The organism is Enterobacter cloacae complex sp. I1M (assembly GCF_014982425.1).
GTDB lineage: Bacteria > Pseudomonadota > Gammaproteobacteria > Enterobacterales > Enterobacteriaceae > Enterobacter > Enterobacter intestinihominis.
This window is the reverse complement of sequence record NZ_JADCLG010000023.1, coordinates 143,382-167,866: the sequence shown is the minus strand read 5'-3', so window position 1 is coordinate 167,866 and position 24,485 is coordinate 143,382. Positions and strand designations below refer to the sequence as shown.

27 protein-coding genes, 1 pseudogene and 1 other annotated feature are annotated in these 24,485 nt (G+C 54.8%); of the genes and pseudogenes, 12 read left to right on the top strand and 16 right to left on the bottom strand.

The features are described 5' to 3' along the window. The first annotated feature begins 6 nt into the window (after positions 1-6). The 4 genes and pseudogenes from oppC (at position 7) to INF86_RS15050 (ending at position 3,824) form a co-directional block, all read left to right on the top strand. Positions 7-915 (top strand): oligopeptide ABC transporter permease OppC, encoded by a 909-nt coding sequence (gene oppC, locus INF86_RS15065; RefSeq protein WP_015570372.1) that lies wholly within the window; start codon positions 7-9, stop codon positions 913-915. Positions 916-926: 11 nt separating this feature from the next. Continuing rightward, the gene (locus tag INF86_RS15060) at positions 927-1,940 is read left to right on the top strand and encodes an ABC transporter ATP-binding protein (protein ID WP_017384234.1); all 1,014 of its coding nucleotides are present in this window, start codon (positions 927-929) and stop codon (positions 1,938-1,940) included. Further along, entirely contained in the window at positions 1,937-2,941 is a 1,005-nt protein-coding gene (gene oppF, locus INF86_RS15055) for a murein tripeptide/oligopeptide ABC transporter ATP-binding protein OppF (RefSeq protein WP_022648351.1), read from the top strand. The genes INF86_RS15060 and oppF overlap by 4 nt, the downstream gene beginning before the upstream one ends. A gap of 14 nt (positions 2,942-2,955) precedes the next feature. Next, positions 2,956-3,824: pseudogene (locus INF86_RS15050) on the top strand (ion transporter). 31 nt (positions 3,825-3,855) lie between these two features. Here INF86_RS15050 and INF86_RS15045 read toward each other — a convergent pair. Together INF86_RS15045 and cls are read right to left on the bottom strand one after the other, a co-directional pair. Continuing rightward, complete coding sequence (locus INF86_RS15045) at positions 3,856-4,185, bottom strand: HI1450 family dsDNA-mimic protein (protein ID WP_006810881.1); 330 nt, start codon at positions 4,183-4,185, stop codon at positions 3,856-3,858. Positions 4,186-4,218: 33 nt separating this feature from the next. Continuing rightward, on the bottom strand, positions 4,219-5,679 hold the full coding sequence (gene cls / locus INF86_RS15040; protein WP_022648349.1) for a cardiolipin synthase: 1,461 nt from the start codon (positions 5,677-5,679) through the stop codon (positions 4,219-4,221). A 143-nt stretch (positions 5,680-5,822) separates the two neighbouring features. On the opposite strand from cls, the gene INF86_RS15035 reads away from it, so the two are divergent. The 4 genes from INF86_RS15035 to leuE all read left to right on the top strand — a co-directional run bounded on the left by INF86_RS15035 (position 5,823) and on the right by leuE (position 7,368). After that, on the top strand, positions 5,823-5,996 hold the full coding sequence (locus tag INF86_RS15035) for a YciY family protein (protein WP_017384232.1): 174 nt from the start codon (positions 5,823-5,825) through the stop codon (positions 5,994-5,996). A 118-nt stretch (positions 5,997-6,114) separates the two neighbouring features. Beyond that, positions 6,115-6,243 carry a KPN_01571 family protein gene (locus INF86_RS22645; protein ID WP_209662595.1) on the top strand — a complete coding sequence of 43 codons (129 nt, stop codon included), beginning with the start codon at positions 6,115-6,117 and terminating at the stop codon, positions 6,241-6,243. 11 nt (positions 6,244-6,254) lie between these two features. Beyond that, complete coding sequence (locus tag INF86_RS15030; protein WP_023300275.1) at positions 6,255-6,665, top strand: Exc2 family lipoprotein; 411 nt, start codon at positions 6,255-6,257, stop codon at positions 6,663-6,665. A 67-nt stretch (positions 6,666-6,732) separates the two neighbouring features. Beyond that, positions 6,733-7,368: a leucine efflux protein LeuE gene (gene leuE / locus INF86_RS15025; protein ID WP_006810877.1), complete on the top strand. Its 636-nt coding sequence runs from the start codon at positions 6,733-6,735 to the stop codon at positions 7,366-7,368. Between the two features lie 33 nt (positions 7,369-7,401). Here leuE and INF86_RS15020 read toward each other — a convergent pair whose 3' ends face one another. After that, on the bottom strand, positions 7,402-7,698 hold the full coding sequence (locus tag INF86_RS15020; RefSeq protein ID WP_003856755.1) for a YciI family protein: 297 nt from the start codon (positions 7,696-7,698) through the stop codon (positions 7,402-7,404). Between the two features lie 221 nt (positions 7,699-7,919). Between INF86_RS15020 and tonB the strand changes: the two genes are divergently transcribed. After that, a complete protein-coding gene (tonB, locus tag INF86_RS15015) occupies positions 7,920-8,642 on the top strand; it encodes a TonB system transport protein TonB (RefSeq protein WP_032622462.1) in 723 nt (240 codons plus the stop codon). Positions 8,643-8,680: 38 nt separating this feature from the next. On the opposite strand, the gene yciA is transcribed toward tonB, so the two are convergent. The 5 genes from yciA to INF86_RS14990 form a co-directional block, all read right to left on the bottom strand. Continuing rightward, positions 8,681-9,076: an acyl-CoA thioester hydrolase YciA gene (gene yciA, locus INF86_RS15010; protein ID WP_022648341.1), complete on the bottom strand. Its 396-nt coding sequence runs from the start codon at positions 9,074-9,076 to the stop codon at positions 8,681-8,683. A gap of 98 nt (positions 9,077-9,174) precedes the next feature. Then, positions 9,175-11,361 carry a TonB-dependent siderophore receptor gene (locus tag INF86_RS15005; RefSeq protein ID WP_155024837.1) on the bottom strand — a complete coding sequence of 729 codons (2,187 nt, stop codon included), beginning with the start codon at positions 11,359-11,361 and terminating at the stop codon, positions 9,175-9,177. A gap of 180 nt (positions 11,362-11,541) precedes the next feature. Then, positions 11,542-12,081: a septation protein A gene (locus INF86_RS15000; RefSeq protein ID WP_193543673.1), complete on the bottom strand. Its 540-nt coding sequence runs from the start codon at positions 12,079-12,081 to the stop codon at positions 11,542-11,544. A 13-nt stretch (positions 12,082-12,094) separates the two neighbouring features. After that, positions 12,095-12,838, bottom strand: a complete 744-nt coding sequence (locus tag INF86_RS14995) for a YciC family protein (RefSeq protein ID WP_023300270.1) — start codon at positions 12,836-12,838, stop codon at positions 12,095-12,097. Positions 12,839-12,863: 25 nt separating this feature from the next. Next, entirely contained in the window at positions 12,864-13,268 is a 405-nt protein-coding gene (locus tag INF86_RS14990; protein WP_045621607.1) for a YkgJ family cysteine cluster protein, read from the bottom strand. 282 nt (positions 13,269-13,550) lie between these two features. Between INF86_RS14990 and ompW the strand changes: the two genes are divergently transcribed. Then, complete coding sequence (gene ompW, locus INF86_RS14985; RefSeq protein ID WP_063147220.1) at positions 13,551-14,183, top strand: outer membrane protein OmpW; 633 nt, start codon at positions 13,551-13,553, stop codon at positions 14,181-14,183. Between the two features lie 286 nt (positions 14,184-14,469). Here the strand turns inward: ompW and yedF are convergent, their stop codons facing one another. The 8 genes from yedF to trpL all read right to left on the bottom strand — a co-directional run bounded on the left by yedF (position 14,470) and on the right by trpL (position 22,757). Further along, complete coding sequence (gene yedF, locus INF86_RS14980) at positions 14,470-14,703, bottom strand: sulfurtransferase-like selenium metabolism protein YedF (RefSeq protein WP_003856774.1); 234 nt, start codon at positions 14,701-14,703, stop codon at positions 14,470-14,472. Beyond that, positions 14,700-15,911, bottom strand: coding sequence for a selenium metabolism membrane protein YedE/FdhT (yedE, locus tag INF86_RS14975; protein WP_063147221.1), 1,212 nt, complete (start codon positions 15,909-15,911; stop codon positions 14,700-14,702). Before yedE ends, yedF begins: the two co-directional genes overlap by 4 nt. Positions 15,912-16,085: 174 nt before the next feature. Beyond that, on the bottom strand, positions 16,086-16,895 hold the full coding sequence (trpA, locus tag INF86_RS14970; protein WP_022648335.1) for a tryptophan synthase subunit alpha: 810 nt from the start codon (positions 16,893-16,895) through the stop codon (positions 16,086-16,088). Then, positions 16,895-18,088: a tryptophan synthase subunit beta gene (gene trpB / locus INF86_RS14965; RefSeq protein ID WP_022648334.1), complete on the bottom strand. Its 1,194-nt coding sequence runs from the start codon at positions 18,086-18,088 to the stop codon at positions 16,895-16,897. The genes trpA and trpB overlap by 1 nt, the downstream gene beginning before the upstream one ends. 10 nt (positions 18,089-18,098) lie before the next feature. Beyond that, complete coding sequence (gene trpCF / locus INF86_RS14960; RefSeq protein ID WP_193543672.1) at positions 18,099-19,457, bottom strand: bifunctional indole-3-glycerol-phosphate synthase TrpC/phosphoribosylanthranilate isomerase TrpF; 1,359 nt, start codon at positions 19,455-19,457, stop codon at positions 18,099-18,101. A 3-nt stretch (positions 19,458-19,460) separates the two neighbouring features. Beyond that, positions 19,461-21,056: a bifunctional anthranilate synthase glutamate amidotransferase component TrpG/anthranilate phosphoribosyltransferase TrpD gene (gene trpD, locus INF86_RS14955; RefSeq protein ID WP_022648332.1), complete on the bottom strand. Its 1,596-nt coding sequence runs from the start codon at positions 21,054-21,056 to the stop codon at positions 19,461-19,463. After that, positions 21,056-22,618, bottom strand: a complete 1,563-nt coding sequence (locus INF86_RS14950) for an anthranilate synthase component 1 (protein ID WP_063853504.1) — start codon at positions 22,616-22,618, stop codon at positions 21,056-21,058. Before INF86_RS14950 ends, trpD begins: the two co-directional genes overlap by 1 nt. A 23-nt stretch (positions 22,619-22,641) precedes the next feature. Further along, positions 22,642-22,736: a sequence feature (Trp leader region), on the bottom strand. Further along, positions 22,713-22,757 carry a trp operon leader peptide gene (gene trpL / locus INF86_RS14945; RefSeq protein ID WP_071524153.1) on the bottom strand — a complete coding sequence of 15 codons (45 nt, stop codon included), beginning with the start codon at positions 22,755-22,757 and terminating at the stop codon, positions 22,713-22,715. Its footprint overlaps the feature before it by 24 nt. 139 nt (positions 22,758-22,896) lie before the next feature. On the opposite strand from trpL, the gene rnm reads away from it, so the two are divergent. Together rnm and INF86_RS14935 are read left to right on the top strand one after the other, a co-directional pair. Continuing rightward, complete coding sequence (gene rnm, locus INF86_RS14940) at positions 22,897-23,778, top strand: RNase AM (protein WP_032622438.1); 882 nt, start codon at positions 22,897-22,899, stop codon at positions 23,776-23,778. Beyond that, positions 23,775-24,395 carry an L-threonylcarbamoyladenylate synthase gene (locus INF86_RS14935; protein WP_003856793.1) on the top strand — a complete coding sequence of 207 codons (621 nt, stop codon included), beginning with the start codon at positions 23,775-23,777 and terminating at the stop codon, positions 24,393-24,395. Before rnm ends, INF86_RS14935 begins: the two co-directional genes overlap by 4 nt. The last annotated feature ends 90 nt before the right edge of the window (positions 24,396-24,485 follow it).

The window sequence follows — 24,485 nt, the reverse complement described above, 5'->3', positions numbered from 1 at the left end:
CACGCCATGATGTTGAGTAAGAAAAACAGCGAGGCGCTGGAAAACTTCAGTGAAAAGCTGGAGGTCGAAGGTCGTAGCCTTTGGCAAGACGCCCGCCGTCGTTTTATGCATAACCGTGCCGCCGTTGCCAGCCTGGTCGTGCTGGTGCTTATCGCGCTGTTCGTAACCCTGGCACCAATGCTCTCTCAGTTCACCTATTTCGATACGGACTGGGGCATGATGTCCAGCGCGCCGGATATGGAATCCGGGCACTATTTCGGTACCGACTCCTCCGGGCGTGATTTGCTGGTGCGTGTGGCGATTGGCGGCCGTATCTCCCTGATGGTTGGCATCGCAGCGGCGCTGGTGGCGGTAATTGTCGGCACGCTTTACGGTTCGCTTTCCGGTTACCTCGGCGGGAAAGTGGACTCCGTGATGATGCGTATGCTTGAAATCCTGAACTCCTTCCCGTTCATGTTCTTCGTCATTCTGCTGGTGACCTTCTTTGGTCAAAATATCCTGCTGATCTTCGTGGCGATCGGGATGGTGTCCTGGCTGGATATGGCGCGTATTGTGCGCGGCCAGACGCTGAGCCTTAAACGTAAGGAGTTTATCGAAGCCGCACAGGTTGGTGGCGTTTCTACCGCCAATATTGTGGTGCGTCATATCGTTCCTAACGTGCTGGGCGTGGTGGTGGTATACGCCTCCCTGCTGGTGCCAAGTATGATCTTGTTTGAATCTTTCCTGAGCTTCCTGGGATTAGGTACGCAAGAGCCGTTGAGTAGCTGGGGCGCTCTGTTAAGTGACGGCGCAAACTCCATGGAAGTGTCACCGTGGTTACTGCTGTATCCGGCGGGCTTCCTGGTCGTCACCCTGTTCTGTTTCAACTTTATCGGCGATGGCCTGCGTGATGCCCTCGACCCGAAAGACCGCTAAGGAGCGCCGTCATGACCATTATTGAAACGGCAACCGCGCCACAGGCGCAACAGCGGACCAGCGCACTGCTGGACGTTAAAGACCTCCGCGTGACGTTTAAAACCCCCGACGGTGATGTGACTGCCGTTAACGATCTCAACTTCGACCTGCGTGCCGGTGAAACGCTGGGCATTGTGGGCGAATCCGGTTCCGGTAAATCCCAGACCGCATTCGCGCTGATGGGCCTGCTGGCATCAAACGGCGTGATAGGGGGTTCGGCGACGTTTAACGGGAAAGAGATCCTGAATTTGCCGGAACATGAGCTGAACAAACTGCGCGCCGAGCAGATTTCAATGATTTTCCAGGATCCGATGACCTCCCTGAACCCCTATATGCGGGTGGGTGAACAGCTGATGGAAGTGCTGATGCTCCACAAGGGGCTGGGCAAAGCCGAAGCGTTTGAAGAGTCCGTCAAAATGCTGGATGCGGTGAAAATGCCTGAAGCACGCAAGCGCATGCGCATGTATCCGCACGAGTTCTCCGGCGGTATGCGTCAGCGCGTCATGATCGCGATGGCATTGCTTTGCCGGCCAAAACTGCTGATCGCTGATGAACCAACCACCGCTCTCGACGTGACCGTCCAGGCGCAGATCATGACGTTGCTGAACGAGCTGAAGCGTGAGTTCAACACCGCCATCATCATGATCACCCACGATTTAGGCGTCGTTGCCGGGATCTGCGACAAAGTGTTAGTCATGTATGCAGGCCGCACGATGGAATACGGTAATGCCCGCGATGTGTTCTACCAGCCAGCCCACCCGTACTCTATCGGGCTGCTGAATGCCGTACCGCGCCTCGATGCGGAAGGGGAGTCGCTGCTGACTATCCCGGGCAACCCGCCAAACCTGCTGCGTTTGCCAAAAGGCTGCCCGTTCCAGCCACGCTGTCCGCATGCGATGGAAATCTGTAACAGCGCACCGCCGCTGGAAGCGTTTGCCCCAGGCCGTCTACGCGCCTGCTTTAAGCCGCTGGAGGAGCTGGTATGAACGCAATCGACGAAAAAAGAAATGTGCTGCTCGAAATCGCTGACCTGAAGGTCCATTTCGATATCAAAGACGGTAAACAGTGGTTCTGGCAGCCAGCCAAAACCCTGAAAGCGGTGGATGGCGTCACGCTACGCCTGTACGAAGGGGAGACCCTGGGCGTGGTGGGCGAATCCGGCTGCGGCAAGTCGACATTTGCGCGTGCGATCATCGGCCTGGTGAAAGCCACCGACGGGAAAGTGGCCTGGCTTGGCAAAGATCTGCTGGGGATGAAGCCGGATGAATGGCGCAATGTGCGCAGTGATATCCAGATGATTTTCCAGGATCCTCTGGCGTCCCTGAACCCGCGTATGACCATTGGCGAAATCATTGCCGAGCCGCTGCGCACCTATCATCCGAAGATGCCGCGCCAGGAAGTTCGCGATCGGGTGAAAGCGATGATGCTGAAGGTGGGTCTGTTGCCTAACCTCATCAACCGCTACCCTCACGAGTTTTCCGGCGGTCAGTGCCAGCGTATCGGTATCGCACGCGCGTTGATCCTTGAACCGAAACTGATTATCTGTGATGAGCCGGTTTCGGCGCTGGACGTTTCCATCCAGGCCCAGGTGGTTAACCTGCTACAGAAACTGCAACGGGAAATGGGGCTGTCGCTGATCTTCATCGCCCACGATCTGGCGGTGGTAAAACACATTTCAGACCGTGTGCTGGTCATGTATCTGGGCCACGCCGTGGAACTGGGCACGTATGATGAGGTGTACCATAATCCGCTGCACCCTTATACCAAAGCGCTGATGTCTGCGGTTCCCGTTCCGGATCCCGATCTGGAAAAAAATAAAACCATTCAGCTTCTGGAAGGTGAACTGCCTTCGCCAATCAACCCGCCTTCAGGCTGCGTATTCCGTACGCGATGCCCAATAGCCGGGCCGGAATGTGCAAAAACACGGCCGGTTCTGGAGGGCAGTTTCCGACATGCGGTTTCCTGCCTGAAAGTAGACCCGTTATAATCGCAAGGGCTGACATGATGTCAGCCCTTATTTTTTAGAGGTTAATGTGTCGCGATTATTCACGTCGGCCCGTCAGCGGCTTTATCACCTTTTATTTGATCCAGAAACGGTTTCCGGTCGCCGTTTCGAGGGTCTGTGTGGCTTATTTGCGCTGATTAGCGTCATTATTATCTTTATCGAATCCGGTGCCGGAACGCAGTACCACATGACGTATGAGGAGTGGCACGTTTTTGTCTGGCTGGAATTGATCGTCACGCTGGTGTTTACCGCAGAGTATGTGCTGAGGGTCATTAGCTGGCCAAATCCGGCGAAATACGTTTTCAGCTTCTGGGGATTTATTGATTTAGCCACTATCCTGCCGCTGTATGTCATGTGGCTGTGGCCTGAGATCAGCCTGAATTATGTGTTTGCCTGGCGCGCAATGCGGGCGATTCGTGTGTTACGAATTCTGAAGCTGCTGCGCTTTATGCCGTCGCTGAGGGTTTTTTGGGTCGCCATTGTCAGCGCCCGCCACCAGCTTATTCTCTTCTATTCGTTTATTGCTATCGTGATGATCGTTTTTGGCTCCCTGATGTATTTAATCGAAGGGCCAAAATACGGGTTTACCACGCTTAATGCGTCGGTTTACTGGGCTATCGTCACGGTGACCACCGTGGGCTATGGCGATATTACACCGCATACGCCGCTCGGACGTATTGTGGCATCGGTTCTTATCCTGATCGGTTATTCGGTGATAGCGATACCGACGGGGCTAATTACCACCCATATGAGCAGCGCCTTCCAGAACAGCAAGCAGCAACGCAAATGTCCGAATTGTCAGCAGGGAAATCATGAACCCGGGGCGCGGTTTTGTCACCGCTGTGGAAATGCCTTGCCGGATTAAATAAAAAAGGCTGCGCGGGCAGCCTTTTTTATTATTCACGCCAGAGAATATGGCACAGCTTGTGGTCTTTCTCGCGGCACAGCAGGACGCGGGCAAAGATGTCGTTAATTTCTCCGCCGTCTTCATCTGCCAGGCCAATTACCACCTCAGCGAAGAAGTCCGGGTTGAGATCAAAATCGACGTGTTCGGCCCAGTCTTCAGACGGATCGAACAGCTCAGCACCGCCACGCTCTTCAAATTGCAGGTTGAAAAGAATGACGTCAGCAGGGTCGAGATTATCGACCGCCAGCTCGAGAAAAATATCGTAGGCCTGTTCGAGCGTTTCGTCTTCGGTCAGGCGATTGTTCAGATCCATTTCCATGATGACTACCTGTTAAACATCGTTGGGCACGTTTTACAGCAACGGACTAAAGAAGTAAAACAGTCGTTCGGCAATTCGCTGCCACAGCGGACGTTTCGCCCACAGTCTGGCGTCCAGCAGGCGTGAGCGGGAGATATAATCATCCTGAACCGCCGCCAGATCGCCGCCGAAACCGGCGTCATCAATGACCAGCGTAATTTCAAAATTTAGCCACAGACTGCGCATATCGAGGTTGACGGTACCCACCAGGCTCAGCTCTCCGTCTACCAGCACGCTCTTGGTGTGTAACAGACCGCCTTCGAACTGATAGATTTTAACGCCCGCGGCCAGCAGCTCACTAAAGAACGCGCGACTTGCCCACCCGACCAGCAGCGAATCGTTCTTGCGCGGCATAATAATGCTCACATCCACTCCGCGCTGTGCCGCTGTACAGATGGCGTGCAGAAGGTCGTCGCTGGGGACGAAATAGGGCGTGGTCATGATCAGATATTCCCGCGCGGAGTACGCGGCGGTAAGCAGTGCCTGATGGATCAGATCTTCCGGGAAGCCAGGACCGGAGGCGATAGTGTGGATAGTGTGCCCGCTGGCTTCCTCAAACGGCATGATATTGCCATCCGGCGGCGGGGGAAGAATGCGTTTACCGGTTTCAATTTCCCAGTCGCACGAATAGACGATGCCCATAGAGGTTGCCACTGGACCTTCCATGCGAGCCATCAAATCGATCCATTGCCCCACGCCGGAATCCTGTTTAAAGAAGCGGGGGTCGACCATGTTCATGCTGCCGGTGTAGGCGATATAGTTATCGATCAGAACCATTTTCCGGTGCTGACGAAGATCCATGCGGCGCAGAAAGACGCGCATAAGATTCACTTTCAGCGCCTCGACCACCTCGATACCGGCGTTGCGCATCATGCCTGCCCATGGGCTACGGAAAAAGGCCACGCTGCCGGCGGAGTCCAGCATCAGGCGGCAGTGGATACCGCGACGTGCAGCGGCCATCAGCGATTCGGCGACCTGGTCCGCCATGCCGCCCGGCTGCCAGATATAAAACACCATCTCGATATTATGCCGGGCGAGCTGGATATCACGGATCAGCGCCTGCATCACGTCATCGGAAGAGGTCATCAGTTGCAGCTGATTGCCTTTTACCCCAGCAATGCCCTGGCGGCGTTCGCACAGCTTGAACAAAGATGCGGCCACGCTGCTGTTCTCTTCGGCGAAGATATGCTTGCAGGCTTTAAGGTCGGCAAGCCATTTTGCCGTGGAGGGCCACATGGCACGGGCGCGTTCGGCCCGGCGTTTACCCAGATGAAGTTCACCGAAAGAGAGATAGGCGATGATGCCCACCAGCGGCAGAATGTAGATAATCAGAAGCCAGGCCATGGCGGAAGGCACCGCTCTGCGTTTCATCAGAATGCGCAACGTCACCCCGGCAATTAACAGCCAGTATCCTAAAATGACCAGCCAACTCACCACGGTGTAGAAGGTTGTCATAAATAAAAAATCCTTTTGAAAGCGTATTGTTATGAGTTTACGCATCAGGATTCATCTGGCAAATAAAAACGGCAGATAAAAGCGCTGGTTTGCCGCCTGCTTAGGCATATAATGGCATCTCTGTTAGAGAAAGAGTTGTAGACATGAAGCGCAGTAGAACTGAAGTAGGGCGCTGGCGCATGTTGCGACAGGTGAGTCGTCGTAAGGCTCGTTGGCTGGAAGCACAATCCCGCCGCAATATGCGTATCCACGCCATCAGAAAATGTGGCCTGAACAGACACCGTAACGCGCTGCTGTTCGCGGTCCAGGATATCTGAAAAGCATGAGGGGCACCGTAAAGGTGCCCATTAAACATCCAGACTATCAATCTTTGCAGTCTCCTCCCGTCTGCTTTCCACGATATACTACGCCCCCATAACGTCATGATATTAAAAGATGAATCCTTATCTCTGGATTTTTATTGCACTTTTGGCGCTGGATGCGCTCAGGGAAGGTTTAGGACTTTCGTCATTTTCCTCATTGGCAGATTATGTTTTTGCGTGGGGAATACATTGGCTTTATTAAAGGAAAAAAGGATGAACGTAAAAGTGATGGCAGCACTCTTCGGGATTGCAATATTAAGCGGTTGTGCCAGTAGCAAAACCTCACCCGAACGGCACGCGTTTTATTTCGTGTCGCATCAGTCCAGCTTTACTGGCGGCAATTACACCTCCAGCGTGCAGAAAAATTATCACCTGAACGTAGCGCAGTTCCGCGAGCTTTATGCCCGGGGCAAAGCTGACCGTGCGGAAGGGCGGACTCAGGCTGAAGCCAGTGAATACGCGCAAAGCATTCGCGATCAGCTGAAAGAAAATGCGAAGTCGCAGGAATTGTACGCAGGCAACGCGAAGGATAAATGGTCTTCGGACATGGACAGTAAAGACGCCATATTATTTGGTAACGAACTGGCCGCGACTTATCTTGATGGCTATAACGGCGTACAATAGCGCAACTGATTCAGGGGATACCGTTATTACCGGTATCCCCGCTGTTTTTGAGCAAAAGGAGTGAGACGTGTTTGCGGAGTTTGGTGTACTGAATTTCTGGACCTATGTTGTCGGCGCATTTTTTATCGTGCTGGTTCCAGGACCGAACACCTTGTTTGTGCTGAAAACAGGGATTGGCCACGGCGTTAAGAAAGGCTATCTGGCAGCCACCGGTGTGTTTATTGGTGATGCCGTGCTGATGTTTCTGGCCTGGGCGGGCGTTGCCGCGTTGATCCAGACCACTCCGGTATTATTTAATATTGTCCGCTATCTTGGGGCGTTTTATCTGCTGTGGCTCGGCGGAAAAATGCTCTGGTCCGTTATGACACGTCAAAAAAATGCGCACGAAAGTAGCGCCGAACCGGCAAGCGCGATCCTTAAGCGTTCGCTGGTGCTGAGCCTGACGAACCCGAAAGCGATTCTCTTTTACGTATCGTTCTTCGTGCAGTTCATTGATGTCAATGCGAAGAATACCGGCACGTCGTTCCTGATCCTCGCCACAACGCTTGAGCTAATCAGCTTCATGTACATGAGCTTCCTCATTTTCTCAGGCGCGTTTGTCACGCGTTACCTGAAAACCAAAAAGAAACTGGCGAAGCTGGGGAATGGGTTGATAGGCCTGCTGTTTGTTGGATTTGCGGCGAGGCTGGCGTCGCTGCACTGAATGAAGAAAAGGCTCCCGAGGGAGCCTTTCATTTCAGAACACTTTTTTATACGGGCGAACCGTGACTTTCTCGTACACGCCTGCTGCGACGTACGGGTCTGCTTCTGCCCAGGCCTGCGCGGCTTCCAGAGATTCAAACTCGGCAATCACCGTGGAGCCGGTAAAACCCGCTGCTCCCGGATCGTTGCTGTCAACGGCAGGCATCGGGCCTGCGGTCAGCAACCGACCTTCATCCTGTAGCAGCTGTAAACGCGCCAGATGGGCAGGGCGAACGGAAAGACGTTTTTCCAGAGAATCAGGTACATCTTCAGCGTAAATCACATAAAGCACGGCAAAGCTCCTTAACCGGTAAAAGTGACATTTACGTTATGTGAAAGCACAAATGACTGCAATGTAAAGATAATAACAATGTTAAAACCCTGATCTGGATGCCCCTTTTTTGCCCTCTTATACGCTTAAATTGCGCCAGGACAAAGTGTCTTATTGAATATGATTGCTATTTGCATTTAAAATCGAGGTTCGGTTTTTTAACGTTGATGATTATGACTTCGATGACCCTTGATTTACCTCGCCGCTTTCCATGGCCGACGCTGCTTTCCGTCGTTATTCACGGTGCTGTCGTGGCGGGTCTGCTCTATACCTCGGTTCATCAGGTTATTGAAATGCCAGCGCCAGCGCAGCCAATTTCTGTGACCATGGTATCGCCCGCGGATCTTGAACCGCCGCAGGTTGCGCCGCCGCCGCCACAGCCCGTTGTTGAACCCGAGCCGGAACCCGAGCCGATTCCTGAACCGCCAAAAGAAGCGCCGGTGGTGATCCATAAGCCAGAGCCGAAACCTAAGCCGAAGCCAAAACCCAAGCCGGTCAAAAAGGTGGAAGAGCGTCCGAAACGCGAAGTGCGTCCGGTTGAGCCACGCACCACGCAGCCGGTTGAAAATGCCGCCCCGTCACGTCCGCTGATGAGTAACACCACGACCGCGACAAAACCGACGGTAACGGCGCCAGCGGGCCCGCGCGCGCTGAGCCGTAACCAGCCGCAGTATCCGGCACGTGCTCAGGCGTTACGTATTGAAGGGCGTGTACGGGTGAAATTCGACGTTACGGCTGATGGACGTGTGGATAACGTGGAAATCCTGTCCGCACAGCCGGCGAATATGTTTGAACGCGAAGTTAAATCGGCCATGCGCAGGTGGCGTTATGAAGCCGGTAAACCCGGCAATGGGTTGATTGTAAATATTGTCTTCCGCCTGAACGGCGGGGCACAGATGGAATAAAAGAAGCCTCCGCAAGGAGGCTTTTTTTTACCTGAGGATCAGCTCCGTGGGAGCTGGCGGGGCTTACCGTCGCTATCCACTGCCACGTAGATGAACAGGGCCTCCGTCGCCTTATAGCGCTGACCAATCGGTTCAGAAGAGACTTTTTTCACCCATACTTCAATGTTAATGGAGATAGACGTATTGCCGCGTTTTACGCAGCGTGCGTAACAGCACACCACGTCCCCCACCGCGACAGGGCGCAGGAAGGTCATGCCATCGACCCGGACGGTTACCACGCGCCCGTGTGCAATCTCTTTTGCCAGGATTGCACCGCCCATATCCATCTGCGACATTAACCAGCCGCCAAAAATATCGCCATTGGCATTCGTATCCGCAGGCATTGCCAGTGTGCGTAAAACCAGTTCGCCCTGTGGGGCGTCATTTGTTGTCATTGTTTTTAAACTCGTAACTGAAGACTTCAGGCGGGATGCTACTATGATTTCTGGCTGGAGAGAATAGGGTTAGCGCCCGCAGCGCGGGCGCCTGAAGGTCAGAAGGACATGGTTACGCCAGCGTAATAGGCGCGGCCCGGTTCGTTATAGGTAGATGCACCGTCATTTTCACGGTAAATCTGCTTGTCAAAGAGGTTGCTGATGCCGGCATTCAGGCGCAGGTTTTTGGTCAGCTGATAGTTACTGCCGATACCCACGATGGAATACGCGCCGATCTCTCTGTTGGACATCGCATTTTCCTCTTTGCGGATTTCAGCGTTTTCTCTGGGCTTCTGGCGGCCGTACATCGTCCAGCTTACGTTGGCTGAAAGCTTGCTGTTAACCTCCCAGTCCAGCATGGTGTTGACGGTATATTTGGGGATAATCGACAGCGGATTACCGGTGTCTTTACTTTCAGACTGAATCATATACGTCGCATTAGTACGCCAGGTTAGCGTGTCGCGAATAACAGGGACGGTGAGGTTGCCTTCCAGCCCTTCAACAACGGCCTTACCGCCGTTCTCCCATTGCAGGATATTTGCGTCGCTGCTTGTCTGCCCCAGCACGTCCGTTCCTGAAACGATCTTGTTTTTGTAATCATTGCGGAACCAGGTAATTCCAGCCTCGTAGCCTTCCAGGGCAAAGGCCAGGCCGATCTCTTTGTTCACGCTGATTTCCGGATCTAGATCCGGGTTACCTAACAGATAACAGCTTCCTTCGGAAACGTTATTCGGGCAGCCATTGCCGCGGGTGGAAAGCAGATAGCCTTCGCTGGATTGATACAAGTTTGGCGCTTTAAATACCCGAGCGATACCCGCTTTAACCTTGAACATGTCACCCAAATCCTGAGAGAGGTTCAGGCTCGGACTCCAGTTGCTGCCAAATTGATTGTGATAATCAAAGCGGAGCCCTGGGATCAGGTTGGTGCCCTGACGCGCTTCAATATTGTCCTCAAGATAGATGCCGGTGAGGTCAGCGCTGTTTTTGCTGTTGCGCTCAGAAGCCGTGCCGGGAACGCCGTTAATCACTTCTCCCGACACATTTGTCGACTGCATTGAGGCCGGATCGTTCAGTTCATCACGGTTCCATTCTGCACCCACGGTTAGCGTCTGTTCGACCAGCCAGAAGAAAGGAATGTTCAGTTCACCCGTTGAACGGTATGACTCCAGCCGGCTGGTATCGTATTTATCGCTATTGATCATCCCTTCAACTTTGCCCGTAGAGCCTTCTTCCAGTCGGGTGTTGTTGGTCTTTTCATAATAAACCCCGAACTTTGACTGACCCCAGTCCCAGATGCCGTTGTGCGTAATGCCATAAGACTGGCGGTACATTCGGTTGGTTTCGTGTCCATACAGGGACGACACCAGACCGTCAGGGCTGACGTTGCTGTTGCTGTATTGAGTATCACCCGCGTAGATATTGCCCTGGCGGCTGTAGCTGTAGTCGAAATCGATAATCTGCTGTGGCGTGAGTTTCCAGGAGAGCAGGGCATTAATGTCCTTGTTACGTACGCCCTCTCGCCCGGCGGCGTAAGAGCCGTTTTGCGCGGTGTTGATGTCCTGAGCATCTGCGTCGGTTTTGTTGATGTTCCCGTACAGGCGCATCGTTAACGCATCTCCCGCGAGGGGGCCGCTCAGATCAAAATTAGCGCGTTTCGTCGCCCCCTCTTTATCATTTTCAGGCTGGTTAGTGTACAGGGAGAGGGAGCCGTGCCAGTCGTTGGACGGGCGTTTGGTAATGATGTTGACGACGCCGCCGGCAGCCCCCGAACCATAGCGGGCGGCAGCTGGTCCCCGGAGCACTTCAATACGCTCAACCATCTCTGGCGGAACCCAGTTGGTGTCCCCGCGGGTGTCGCGCTCCCCGCGCCAGCTGTAGCGTACCGAGTTACGTGACGTCACCGGCACACCGTCAATCAGAATCAGCGTGTTCTCTGGCCCCATACCGCGGATGTCGATCTGACGGTTGTTACCACGACTGCCTGTCGCGCTGTTTCCGGTGAGGTTAACCCCGGGCATTTTGCGAATAATTTCCGAAAGATCGTTAACCGGTGGATCCTTTTCTATGTCCTTTGCCGTGATGATGGAAACCCCCGGCTGTTGCTTTAGGGCCTCTTCAGCGGTTGCCTGAACGACCATTGTTTCACCATCGGCGAGAGGATCTTCCGCTGCGTGCGCGCTCTGGTATAGCGTTGAAAAAATGGCGAGTGTAAGTGTAGCCGGGGCAAATCTTATTATGTTATTCATCAACTCATTTCCATTTGTTAAAAATGCGATGAAGAATATTAATGATAGTGATTCTCATTACAATAAAGCGACAGCAATCTCCATAAAATCTTCATGATTCAGACATTTTCGCAGGAAGATTGTGGAGAAAAGAGAAGGCGGGAAAAGAGGCCAGACCGCGTGACGATCTGGCCAGAAGGATCAGTGCTTGTCATCCTGCGGCATGTGGCGATAAATATAAACGCCGCTGAGCAGGGTGAAGATAAGGGTCAGCGCCGTCAGGCCAAACACCTTGAAGTTGACCCAGATATTCTGCGGCAGCCAGAATGCGATATAGATATTCGCCAGACCACACAGAATAAAAAATAGCGCCCAGGCGATATTCAGACGCCCCCACACAGCCTGCGGCAGCGTCAGTTCTTTCCCCAGCATGCGCTGGATCAGCGGCTTCTTCATCACCCACTGGCTGATGAGCAGCGCGCTCGCAAACAGGCCGTAAATCACTGTGACCTTCCATTTGATAAATTCATCATTGTGGAAGAACAACGTCAGACCACCAAACACCGCCACCATCAGGAAAGTGATGAGCGCCATCTTTTCAACTTTGCGATAGCGAACCCAGCTGTAAATCAGCACCACAGCCGTTGCCACAATCAACGCCAGCGTGCCGGCATAGATGTCGTACAACTTATAAAAAGCGAAAAATACGATCAGCGGTAAAAAATCAAGAAACTGCTTCATTCTGCGATCCCGGTTACTGACGAATTAACATGTACAGGCGGAACAAATAGACCAGCAGTACAGCTGAAATCAGATTGCTCAGCGTATTGGCGACAACCGCGCCGACGTTTGGCGTTAATACCGCAAAATTCGGCGCAAACAGCAACAGTAGAGTCTTGGCCAGCAACCAGCTGATAACGGCCGGGGCGACCAGACGCATATTCGCCCACGCGAGCCTTATACTGCTGCGCATGGCGGTGAAAATACCCATTTTGTCCTGCACAACCATTACTGGCGCAAATGAAAGCACGATAGCCAGCAGCACGCCCGGAACGACAACCAACATTATCCCCATCTGGACCAGCAGCGTAGTCAGGAAGATGAGGATAAACAGTTTCGGCAGCACCGGAGCACTGGCCCCGATGGCACGTAACGCGCTGACGCGTTGGCCGGCAGACACCAGCTGGATCATCAGCAACACGCCACCCGCCAGAATGGCGTTGCCGATTAGCCCCGAGAAGGTAGATGCCGCAGATGCACGCAGCAAGATTTGCTGTTGCTCTGGCGTCATATTCTGCACAAGGTCAAATAACCCTGCGCTGCCTGCAAGATGATCCCCCTGGCTCAGCGAGGCAATCTGTTCATCACTGGGTGAGAACGCATGACCCAGCACCACCGTAATAAAGGCGCACAACAACGCGATCAGTAAAAAAGTAACGAACTGATTGCGGAAAAAATTTCCCGTGTCACGGTAGACAGACTTCGCCGTGATAGACATGCACTCTCCTTGAGTATTGCAGGTGTTAATTAGCCGGCAATTGTACACCGGATAACACGCTGGTGGCAGCATCAAGGCTTGTATGGAAAAGCATATCTTTGTAAAGCGGCGGTAATCCATAGCGGGCGCGGGCGCGATTGCATGCCTCATTGACCTGCCCATCCACTCCCGACATCGCGAAAGTGCGACACGGGCTGGGGCGATCCGCGTAAATGGAACAGCGGGTGGATACCCCAGGTTCACCTTGCAGTGCCACACAGCGGCTCTGTTTTTGGTTGGTGCCGCGCATGCAACGCAGGAAAGGGGTCAAGGGTTCAGTGAGATCAACCGGAACGGTGCCGCCGCCATCGCTGGCTTCAGCCCAGTAGAAAGAGACTCGAAAATACGCACAACAGGCTCCGCACGTCATGCACGGGTTATGATCACTCATGGCACACCTGCAAAAGTAGAACGCATCAAATCAGATTGTGAGAGCGATAAATTATCCAGCCGCTACAGGAAGCGCAAGAGAGGAAAAACAGAAAATTTTTTAACTATGAAATGCCAAAAATTGACGCGGTAACAACTTATTGCTTTATGAGGCGTCACCAAAAATTAACCTAGATCAATGAATGTTAACTTACTGGTTTTAATGTGATCTGTGTTAGATCACTTATTACTCATTTGTGAGTATATTCTCCTCCGCAATTAAAACCACAACGATGGAGCGGATATGAAAAAATTAGCGGTGGCAGCCCTTATCTTAAGCAGTCTCTCTGGCGGCGCGTACGCACATGAAGCAGGTGAATTCTTTATTCGTGCCGGTTCGGCAACGGTGCGTCCAACGGAAGGTTCCGACAATGTACTGGGTATGGGCGGGTTTAGCGTCAGCAATAACACCCAGTTAGGCCTGACATTCACGTATATGGCTACGGATAACATTGGCGTTGAGCTTCTGGCCGCCACGCCATTCCGTCACCGCGTCGGTTTAGGGCCGACCGGGGACATTGCTACGGTGCACCATTTACCACCAACCCTGATGGCGCAGTGGTACTTCGGCGATTCCAGCAGCAAGTTACGCCCTTATATTGGTGCAGGCGTTAACTACACCACCTTCTTTGAAGAGAAATTTAACGATACCGGTAAAGAGGCTGGGCTATCCGATCTCAGCCTGAAAGACTCGTGGGGCATGGCGGGGCAGGTTGGTCTGGATTATCTGATTAACCGTGACTGGCTGATCAACGCCTCGGTCTGGTATATGGACATTGATACAGACGTGCGCTTTAAAGCTGGCGGTGAGCAGCAGAGTATCAGTACCCGTCTGGATCCATGGGTATTTATGTTCTCAGCAGGTTATCGTTTCTGACAGAAGATATATCCCCGGTCAGCCGGGGATTGCTGTATGGTGGTTGTTCCACATACCTGGCTGGAGGGGATATCCCCAACATTAAATTTGAGTGTCCGGTTTGTGCAGGTAAACAGTTTCAGTTCACGACGTTCAGCCCAGCACATAGCCTACCTCACGGTGCTATCTGTTCCGTTTGCGGAACACGTCTCACCACTCATTCATGCCTGCCGAAACTCAGACGACGACGGTGGCCAAAGCCAGTAAACTAGATAAGGCCTCTGAGAGGCCTTTTTCGATCGTGAAATCACTTCTGAATTAAATAACGAATCGTTGGTCCGTCCTGCTGGATATCCAGCACGGTATAGCCGTGATTTTTGGCATCAAGCGGAATGTTATTGATCGACTGGGGGCAATCGCTCACCACTTCCAGAATTTCACCTTTCTTAAGCTGCGGTAACGCCTCAAGCGTGGCAACGGCCGGGTAAGGGCAGGGTTCACCCACCATATCGAGACGATAATCAGGCACGATCTCTTTCATGCGGCATTCTCCTGAGTTTCAGTTTTGACGGTGGCACGCCGGAAGAAGCGCTTTTCTTGCGCAATAACCAGTAAGAAGGAGATAAGCAGCAGGGCGTAGGTCACCATGAGCCCCCCGAGTGGACCAAAGGTATTCAGCAAATTGACCTTGTCCCAGTTGGTTGCCAGTACTGGAGAGACGTCATCCCAGTAGTACGCCAGGAGGGTTGAGCCAATCACGTTACCCAGACCAACCCACCAGTAATGCACCTGGCCTTCCACGGCGCGATACATCCAGCCAGTTTCACACCCGCCCGCCAGCACGATGCCAAAACCAAACAGCAGCCCGCCAATGACCGCATTAGGACCGGCCCACATGATTTTCGGCTCAACGCCGAGCTGAACATAGCTAAAGATCCCGATCGCGCTCACGGCCATCCCGGCAATAATGGCTTTCGCCATCATGGTACGTCCGGTGATCCACATATCGCGAAACGCGGAGGTAAAGCAGATCTGCGCGCGTTCAATCAGCAGACCAAAGCCGACGCCGAACAGCATGGCCAGACCGAGTTTGGGCTGATTCATCGCCGTGCAAATCGCCCAGGCAACCATAGCAAAAAAGACCAGCATACCGAGGCGGAAGCGACGACGCGCCTGATCGGTTTTTTGCGTTAACGGAGATGCAGCGCTAACTTTCGTCATTTTCACCGGAATGCGGAACAGTGGCAGCAGGGTGAACTTTGCACCGAAATATGAGCCTATGGCGGTGGCGACGGCAAAGAACCAGGCATGCAGCGAGAACTGCGGAATACCGGTAAAGAACGCGGCCAGATTACAGCCCATCGCCAGGCGGGCGCCAAACCCGGCAATGATACCGCCGACCACGGCCTGCATAATGCGGATGCGGCTTTTCGGCATGCGCAACTTAACGTTGTTGGCCCACAGCGCGGCCGCAAAACATCCGCCAAACATGCCAATGATCATCATTCCGTCGATGCGGGTCAGCGGTGAGCCCTCAAGATGGATCAGTTTGAAGTAACCCCACTCTTCGGCATGAACGCCTGCCAGCTGTAATAGCTGCCCACCCCAGCGGGTAAACTCGCCCGTAACAGCCCAGAAGGTGCCGGTAATACCGAAATAATAGGTAGAGAGAATGCCTGCCGCGATAACGGCCGGAACAGGTGACCAGAACTTAACCAGGTAAGTCTGTTTGAAGGAATGCCAGGACATGAATAACCTCTGAACTCAGAAGGGTAACGCTAAAAAGAGCCCAGATCATACGCTTACGCGAAAGTTTGAAAAGTCATTCACACCGAAAATATCGACAGGATCAATTTTGACCTGCTTCTTTCAGGAAGAGATAAGGGAAAACCGCCTGACGCCGGGGCCAGACGGTGTTAACGGTTACGCCTTGTGTGTGGCCGCTTTCATGGATGTGACGAATGCGTGTAACTCAGCCAGCATCTGCTCTGGCTTATCCACATTCTTCTCGATGATTTTCACGATAGCCGAACCGGAAATGGCCCCGGCGGCTTTCGCGTCAATCGCCGCAGTAACCTGATCCGGAGAGGAAATCCCAAAGCCCTGAAGCGGCGGTGCAGCATGGTATTCTGCCAGCTTCTCCACCAGATGATGCAGCGGAAGCGCGGCTTTGTTTTCCGCACCGGTGACGCCCGCACGGGAGAGCAGGTAGGTGTAACCCCGTCCGTAAGAGGCAATCTGGCGCAACAGATCGTCATCGGCATTCGGTGGACAGATGAAAATCGGCGCGACGTTGTGGCGCATCGCCGCCTGACGGAACGGCGCAGACTCTTCAACGGGCACGTCAGCCACCAGCACGGAGTCAACGCCCACGCGGGCGCACTCTGCGTAAAACGCATCAATACCGCGGCTGAACACCAGGTTGGCGTACATCAGCAGGCCGATCGGAATGGTCGGGTGCTTCTGGCGAATCGCCGCCAGCATTTCGAAGCACTGGCCCGGCGTCACGCCCGCAGCAAACGCGCGAAGCGTCGCGTTCTGGATGGTCGGGCCATCCGCCAGCGGATCGGAGAACGGAATCCCCAACTCCAGCGCGTCGGCACCAGCGTCAATCAGGGTATCGATAATCTTCAGCGACAGCTCCGGACCGGGGTCGCCCAGCGTCACGAAGGGAACGAAAGCGCCTTCCTGGCGGGCTTTCAGTTGTGCAAATGCGTTGTCGTAGCGTTCCATCAGATTTCCCCTCGTGCTTTCAGAATATCGTGAACGGTGAAAATATCTTTGTCACCGCGACCGGAAAGGTTTACCACCAGCAGTTGCTCTTTTTCCGGGTTTTCCTTCATCATTTTCAGCGCGTGTGCCAGCGCGTGGGAAGACTCAAGCGCCGGGATGATCCCTTCATTGCGACACAGCGTTTTGAAGGCCTCCAGCGCCTCGTCATCAGTGATGGAGACATAATCCGCGCGGCCGGTGCTGTTGAGGAACGCGTGCTGCGGCCCTACGGACGGGAAATCCAGCCCGGCTGAAATTGAGTAAGACTCCTCAATCTGCCCTTCATCGGTCTGCATCATCGGGGCCTTCATGCCGAAATAGATCCCCACGCGGCCATGCTTCAGCGGCGCACCGTGCTCACCCGTTTCAATGCCGTGGCCGGCAGGCTCAACGCCAATCAGCCCAACGCTGGTTTCGTCGATAAAATCGGCAAACATGCCGATGGCGTTAGATCCGCCGCCAACGCAGGCGATTACCGCATCCGGCAGGCGACCCTCTTTTTCGAGGATCTGCGCTTTAGTCTCTTCACCGATCATGCGCTGGAATTCACGCACGATGGTCGGGAACGGGTGCGGGCCTGCCGCGGTACCGAGCATGTAGTGGGCGGTTTCGTAGCTGCCAGACCAGTCGCGCAGCGCTTCATTACAGGCATCTTTCAGCGTGGCAGAACCGCTGTGTACAGGGATCACTTCCGCCCCCATCAGACGCATACGGAACACGTTAGGCGACTGGCGTTCAACGTCTTTCGCCCCCATATAGATGCGGCACTTCAGGCCGAGCAGGGCGCTGGCGAGGGCAGAGGCCACGCCGTGCTGGCCTGCGCCGGTTTCGGCGATAATTTCGGTTTTACCCATACGTTTGGCGAGCAGAGCCTGGCCAAGCACCTGATTAGTTTTATGCGCGCCGCCGTGCAGCAGATCTTCACGTTTAAGGTAGAGCGTGGTTCTGGTGCCTTCGGTCAGGTTGCGGCATTTGGTCAGTGCCGTCGGACGACCGGCGTAGTTTTTCAGCAGGTCAGTAAACTCCGCCTGAAACGCCGGATCTTTCTGCGCGCTCACGAACGCTTCTTCCAGCTGGCGCAGCGCGGGCATCAGGATTTGTGGGACGTACATCCCACCAAACTCACCAAAATACGGGTTAAGTAATGTCGTCATCTTCTCTTCCTTAATATGCACGCAGAGTTTTAAATACCGATGCCAGCTTGCTGGCGTCTTTTATGCCCGGTTGGGACTCTACGCCTGAATTGAAATCGAGGCCGGCGCAGCCGGTTTTGGCTGCTTCCACACAGTTATCGGGGCTTAATCCCCCCGCCAGCAGGACATTGTCCAGCACTTCGCCACGCAGCAGTGACCAGTCGAAACGCTGCCCCGTGCCGCCCTGGCCGTTGTCGAGCACGTATTTATCAACATGCGTAAGGTTACGCGCGGGCAGGATGGCGCCAACACTTTGCGCTTTCCAGATCTGAACCTGAGGTGCCAGAACATGTCGCAGAGCATCGATGTATGTCTGATCTTCATCGCCATGTAGCTGAACCGCGCTCAGGGATAACGCGTCCGCTTTCGCCGCAACGTCGTTAATATCCGCATTGCGGAACACGCCCACGTAGCTCAGTGGCGCAGCCGCAATCACCTTGCGCGCCTGTTCTTCATTAACGGCGCGAGGAGAGGACTCAACAAAGATCAGACCACCATAGATTGCGCCCGCCTCATACGCCGCCTGCGCATCCTGTTCACGGGTCAGGCCGCAAACTTTGTTCTCACCCAGCAGCACGCGGCGCACGGCCGCATTAAGATCGTTGTGTTCCATCATCGCGGAACCGATCAGGAAACCGTTGGCAAAGTGGCTGAGTTCGCGCACCTGAGCGTAGCTGTTGATTCCGGATTCGCTGATCACCGTGACGCCCGCACCCAGACGCGGCGCAAGCTGGCGCGTACGGTTGAGGTCAATCGACAGGTCGCGCAGGTCGCGGTTGTTAATGCCGACCACTTTGGCTTCCAGCGCGATGGCGCGCTCCAGCTCCTCTTCGTTGCTCACTTCGGTAAGCACGCCCATATTCAGGCTGTGCGCGACGGCGGAGAGCTGGCGATACTGTTCGTCATCCAGCACGGAGAGCATCAGCAGGCAGGCATCGGCCTGGTAAAAGCGCGCCAGCCAGATCTGATACGGGTCGATAATAAAGTCTTTGCACAGAATCGGCTGCGGCGCGATGCCGCTGACTACGGGCAGAAAATCGAAGCTACCCTGGAAATATTTCTCATCCGTCAGCACAGAAATGGCAGACGCATGATGCTTGTAGATACCGGCAATACGCGCCGGGTCGAAATCGTCACGGATCACGCCTTTGGACGGAGACGCTTTTTTACACTCCAGAATAAACGCGGTACGCGCGCCCTGGAGGGCATCATAGAAACGACGGCTGCTCGGAACGACGTCATTCTGAAAACTGGCGAGCGGCTGCTGTTGCTTACGGGCTTCCACCCAGATGGCCTTATCGGCGACGATTTTCGCTAAAACGGTCTGCATTATTTACCCTCTTGCCGCAAGTGCGGTAACGCGATCGTAAGCTGCACCGGAGCGCAGTACGTCCAGAACTTTTTGGGCGTTGGCTTTCAGATCTTCCTCGCCATGTAAACGCATCAGCATGGCTACGTTGGCCGCCACGGCGGCCTCATGGGCGGCCTCACCTTTACCTTGTAATAAGCGCGTGAGAATGTCACGGTTTTCTTCCGGCGTGCCGCCCGCCAGGGCGTCCTGATGGTACGGGGTCAACCCGAAGTCTGCGGCCTCAAGCTGATAGTTCAGCACTTCGCCGTTATTCAGTTCGGCCACCAGCGTGGGCGCATGCAGGGAAACTTCATCCATCCCGCCGCTGTGTACCACGGCGGCGCGTTGGTAACCGAGGACGCGCAGCGTCTCCGCAATCGGCAGGACCAGCTCCGGGCTGTAAACGCCAATCAGCGCCAGCGGCGGGTGCGCCGGGTTAATGAGTGGACCGAGCACATTAAACAGCGTCCGGGTTTTAAGCTGCTGGCGAACCGGCATCGCGTGGCGGAAACCGGTGTGATATTTCGGCGCAAAAAGGAAACAGACGCCCAGGTCATCCAGCGCTTCACGGGAACGCTCAGCGTTCATGTCCAGGTTGATACCGAAAGCCGCCAGCAGGTCGGACGATCCGGAACGGCTGGACACGCTGCGGTTGCCGTGCTTCGCCACTTTCAGTCCGCATGCCGCCGCCACAAAGGCGCTGGCGGTCGAAATATTGATGCTGTTGCTGCCGTCGCCGCCGGTCCCAACGATATCGGCAAACGGATAGTCCGGGCGCGGGAACGGGGCGGCATTTTCCAGCAGCGCGGTTGCCGCACCGGCGATCTCCTGCGGGCTTTCGCCGCGCACTTTCATGCTCACCAGCGCAGCGGCCAGCTGCTCAGGCTTCAGCTCGCCGCGCACGACGGCGGAGAAAAGCTGGTGGCTCTCCTGCTGGCTCAGGGTCTGGGCCTGATACAGTTTTTCCAGAATCGGTTGCAGGGTGTTGGTCTGCTCCAGCTTTTGCAGCGCCCAGTTGAGCGTTTGCTCCAGCAGGCGCGCGCCGTTAGACGTCAGGATAGATTCCGGGTGGAACTGCATCCCGCAGACGCGATCCGCATCGTGACGCACCGCCATCACCATCCCTTCAAACGAGGCGTTAATCGTCAGCCCGGCCGGAATATTGCTGCCGACCAGCGAGTGGTAACGCGCTACCGGAAGCGGGTTCGGCAGACCGGCAAACATCGCCTGACCGTCATGTTCAATGCTTGACGCTTTACCATGCAGGATCTCCCCCGCCTGACCCACGTAACCACCGTAGGCTTCGACAATCGCCTGGTGGCCGAGGCAGATGCCGATAATCGGCAGCTTGCCGCGCATACGGGTCAACAGCTCAGGCATACAGCCCGCTTCGCTCGGTGCGCCTGGCCCCGGGGAGAGCATCAGCACCGGGTTTTGCATGGTCGCCAGACGGTCAATCAGCGTCTGGGCCGGAACGTGGTTGCGATAGATAACGACGTTGTGTCCATTCGCACGCAGCTGATCTGCCAGGTTGTAGGTAAAGGAGTCGATATTATCGAGCAGCAGAATGTCAGCCATCAGAAAATCTCCTGTGCATGGTGTGCGGTAGCTATGGCGCGCAGTACCGCGCGCGCTTTACTGCGGGTTTCGTCGGCTTCCGACTGCGGAACAGAATCCAGCACAATCCCGGCCCCGGCCTGGACGGTAGCAATGCCGTCCTCAACGTAGGCGGAGCGAATCACGATGCAGGTATCGAGGTCACCGTGAGCGGTGAAATAGCCCACCGCGCCACCGTAGCTGCCGCGACGGCGGCCTTCAGCTTCGGCAATCAGCTGCATGGCGCGGACTTTCGGCGCGCCGCTCAACGTGCCCATGTTCATGCAGGCGCGGTAGGCGTGCAGGACGTCGAGGTCGTGGCGCAGCTCACCCACCACGCGGGATACCAGATGCATGACGAAGGAGTAGCGGTCGACTTTGGTCAGGTCTGCCACATAGCGGCTGCCCGGCGTACAAATACGCGCCAGGTCGTTACGTGCCAGGTCAACCAGCATCAGGTGTTCGGAGAGCTCTTTGTGGTCGGTACGCATTTCCAGTTCGATGCGGCTGTCGAGATCGCGGTCCAGGGAGCCATCGGCACGACGGCCGCGTGGACGGGTTCCCGCTATCGGGTAGATCTCAATCTGGCGGCTGGTGGCGTCGTACTTTAGGGAGCTTTCCGGTGACGCGCCGAACAGAGTGAAATCATTGTCCTGCATAAAGAACATGTACGGGCTTGGGTTGCTCTTTTTCAGCACATCGTAAGCCGCCAGCGGCGACGGGCAGGGCAGTGAAAAGCGACGGGACGGCACCACCTGGAAAATCTCCCCGGCACGAATCGCTTTTTGCATCTGACGGACCACCGCGCCGTACTGATCGTCGGTCTGACTCACCTCGCAGGTCATCTTTTCAACACGCTGCACCGGGAGCGCGGGCGGTGCTTCTGACATCTGCTGTTGCAGTTGGCCGATGCGCTGCGCGAGGCGATTTTTCTCAGACACAGATGGCGTGAACAGGCTGGCCTGAATGCGGGTGTATTTTTTCTGATGGTCGATCACCAGCAGGGTTTCGGCCAGGTAGAAACAGTAGTCCGGGCAGCGGTTACCCTGCTCGGTTTCCGGTAAATCTTCAAAGCCAGCAACCAGGTCGTAAGCAAACAGCCCGCCAAAGAACATTGCTTCGCGCTCATCTTCCGGCACTTTGACCAGATTTTGCAGCAGGCGGAAGGCGTCGAAAACGGAGAGTGAGCAGAGGCGGGCATCTTCATCCAGCAACTGGCTTACCGGCGGGAAATGCAGAATTCGCAGGTCCGGATGACGCTCATTTTCAATGCCTGAAGGCAGAGCCGCATCCAGCAGCGGCAGCAGCGACGCACCATTCTCGGATAACGCCTTAATAGTGACAGTGTCACCCGCTGCGGTAATGCGCAGCGCGCTGTCAACCAGCAGCAGGCTTTTGAGATCGTCCTTGCTGTCGATATCAGCAGATTCCAGCAGCAGCGTCGCAGGACGTGCACCGCACACCTGATGAAAGAGCGCGGTAGGGTTATGGCGATAGGCCGCCTCGCAGGTCAGCAGTTCGAGGTGGGGTTTGGCTGTTTGCATGTTGTTATTCTCATATTCTGTTCAAAAAAAAGCCCGCTTGGGAGCGGGCCGGGTATCTGTTTGCTTTTCGCAGACGCGTGACACTGCCCGAAGATCAGGAAGTACGCCACCAACCGTGCAGAGCGAAATGTGCTGTCATTTTCAGATACCTTTCTCGTGTGAACTTGCGTACTAGTTAACTAGTTCGATGGCGTGTTGTCAACCCCTGATTTCAGTATTTCGCGGTAAGTCGGTATCATAGGTGCTTCGGATGTCTCCAGACTGTTATGGGAAGTGCTTTGAGCGATACCACCTACGCCGTAATTTATGATTTACACAGCCATACGCAGGCTTCAGATGGCCTGCTGACGCCCGAAGCCCTGGTCCATCGCGCCGTTGAAATGCGTGTCGGCACGCTGGCAATAACCGATCACGACACAACAGACGCCATCCCCGCCGCGCGCGCCGAGATTGCCCGAAGCGGGCTGGCGCTAAATCTGGTGCCCGGGGTCGAGATCTCCACGCTCTGGGAAAACCACGAAATTCATATCGTTGGCCTGAATATTGATACAGAACATCCGGCAATGTGCGCATTTTTGCAAGAACAAAAAGCACGACGCAATCAACGCGCGGAGTTGATAGGCGAACGTCTTGAGAAGGCGCATATCCCCGGTGCGCTGGAAGGTGCGCGCAAGCTGGCGAACGGTGGGGCGGTCACGCGCGGCCATTTCGCCCGTTTTCTGGTTGACGCCGGTAAAGCGACGACCATGGCGAATGTGTTTAAAAAGTATCTGGCGCGCGGGAAAACCGGATACGTTCCTCCCCAGTGGTGTACAATAAAACAAGCTATTGATGTGATTCATCATTCTGGTGGTAAGGCCGTATTGGCCCATCCGGGGCGGTATAATCTTTCTGCTAAATGGCTGAAAAGGCTGCTGGCCCACTTTGCCGAATCCGGCGGTGAGGCGATGGAAGTTGCCCAGTGTCAGCAGGCACCCAATGAGCGTTCGCAGCTCGCGACCTACGCCCGTCAGTTTGGCCTGCTTGGGTCACAGGGTTCAGATTTCCATCAGCCCTGCGCGTGGATTGAACTGGGGCGCAAGCTCTGGTTACCCGCTGGCGTTGAGCCCGTCTGGCAGCTCTGGGAACAGCCACAGCAAATTGAAGAGAGGGAAGTATGAGTCAGTTTTTCTATATCCATCCGGATAACCCACAGCCACGTCTGATTAATCAGGCTGTGGAAATCGTCCGTAAAGGTGGCGTTATTGTCTACCCAACCGATTCTGGTTACGCGCTGGGCTGTAAAATCGAGGATAAAGGGGCAATGGAGCGCATCTGTCGCATCCGCCAGCTGCCGGACGGCCACAACTTCACCCTAATGTGTCGCGATCTCTCTGAGCTGTCGACCTATGCGTATGTCGACAACGTGGCCTTTCGCCTGATCAAAAACAACACGCCGGGAAACTACACCTTCATTCTGAAAGGGACAAAAGAGGTGCCGCGTCGTCTGTTGCAGGAAAAACGTAAAACCATCGGCATGCGCGTGCCGTCGAACCCGATTGCCCAGGCGCTGCTGGAAACCCTCGGCGAGCCGATGCTGTCTACCTCGCTGATGCTGCCGGGCAGTGAGTTTACCGAGTCCGACCCGGAAGAGATCAAAGATCGTCTGGAGAAAGTGGTGGAGCTGATTATTCATGGCGGCTATCTAGGTCAGCAACCGACCACCGTGGTGGATCTCACCGAAGACGCGCCAGAAGTGATTCGTGAAGGCGTGGGCGATGTTAAGCCTTTCTTGTAAGGGTGTAAGCAGATATACTACGCGGCCATCAAAGCAGGGCGTTGCCCTGTTTTTGACCTGATTCGACGCCTGTGAAGGCGACACCTGAGG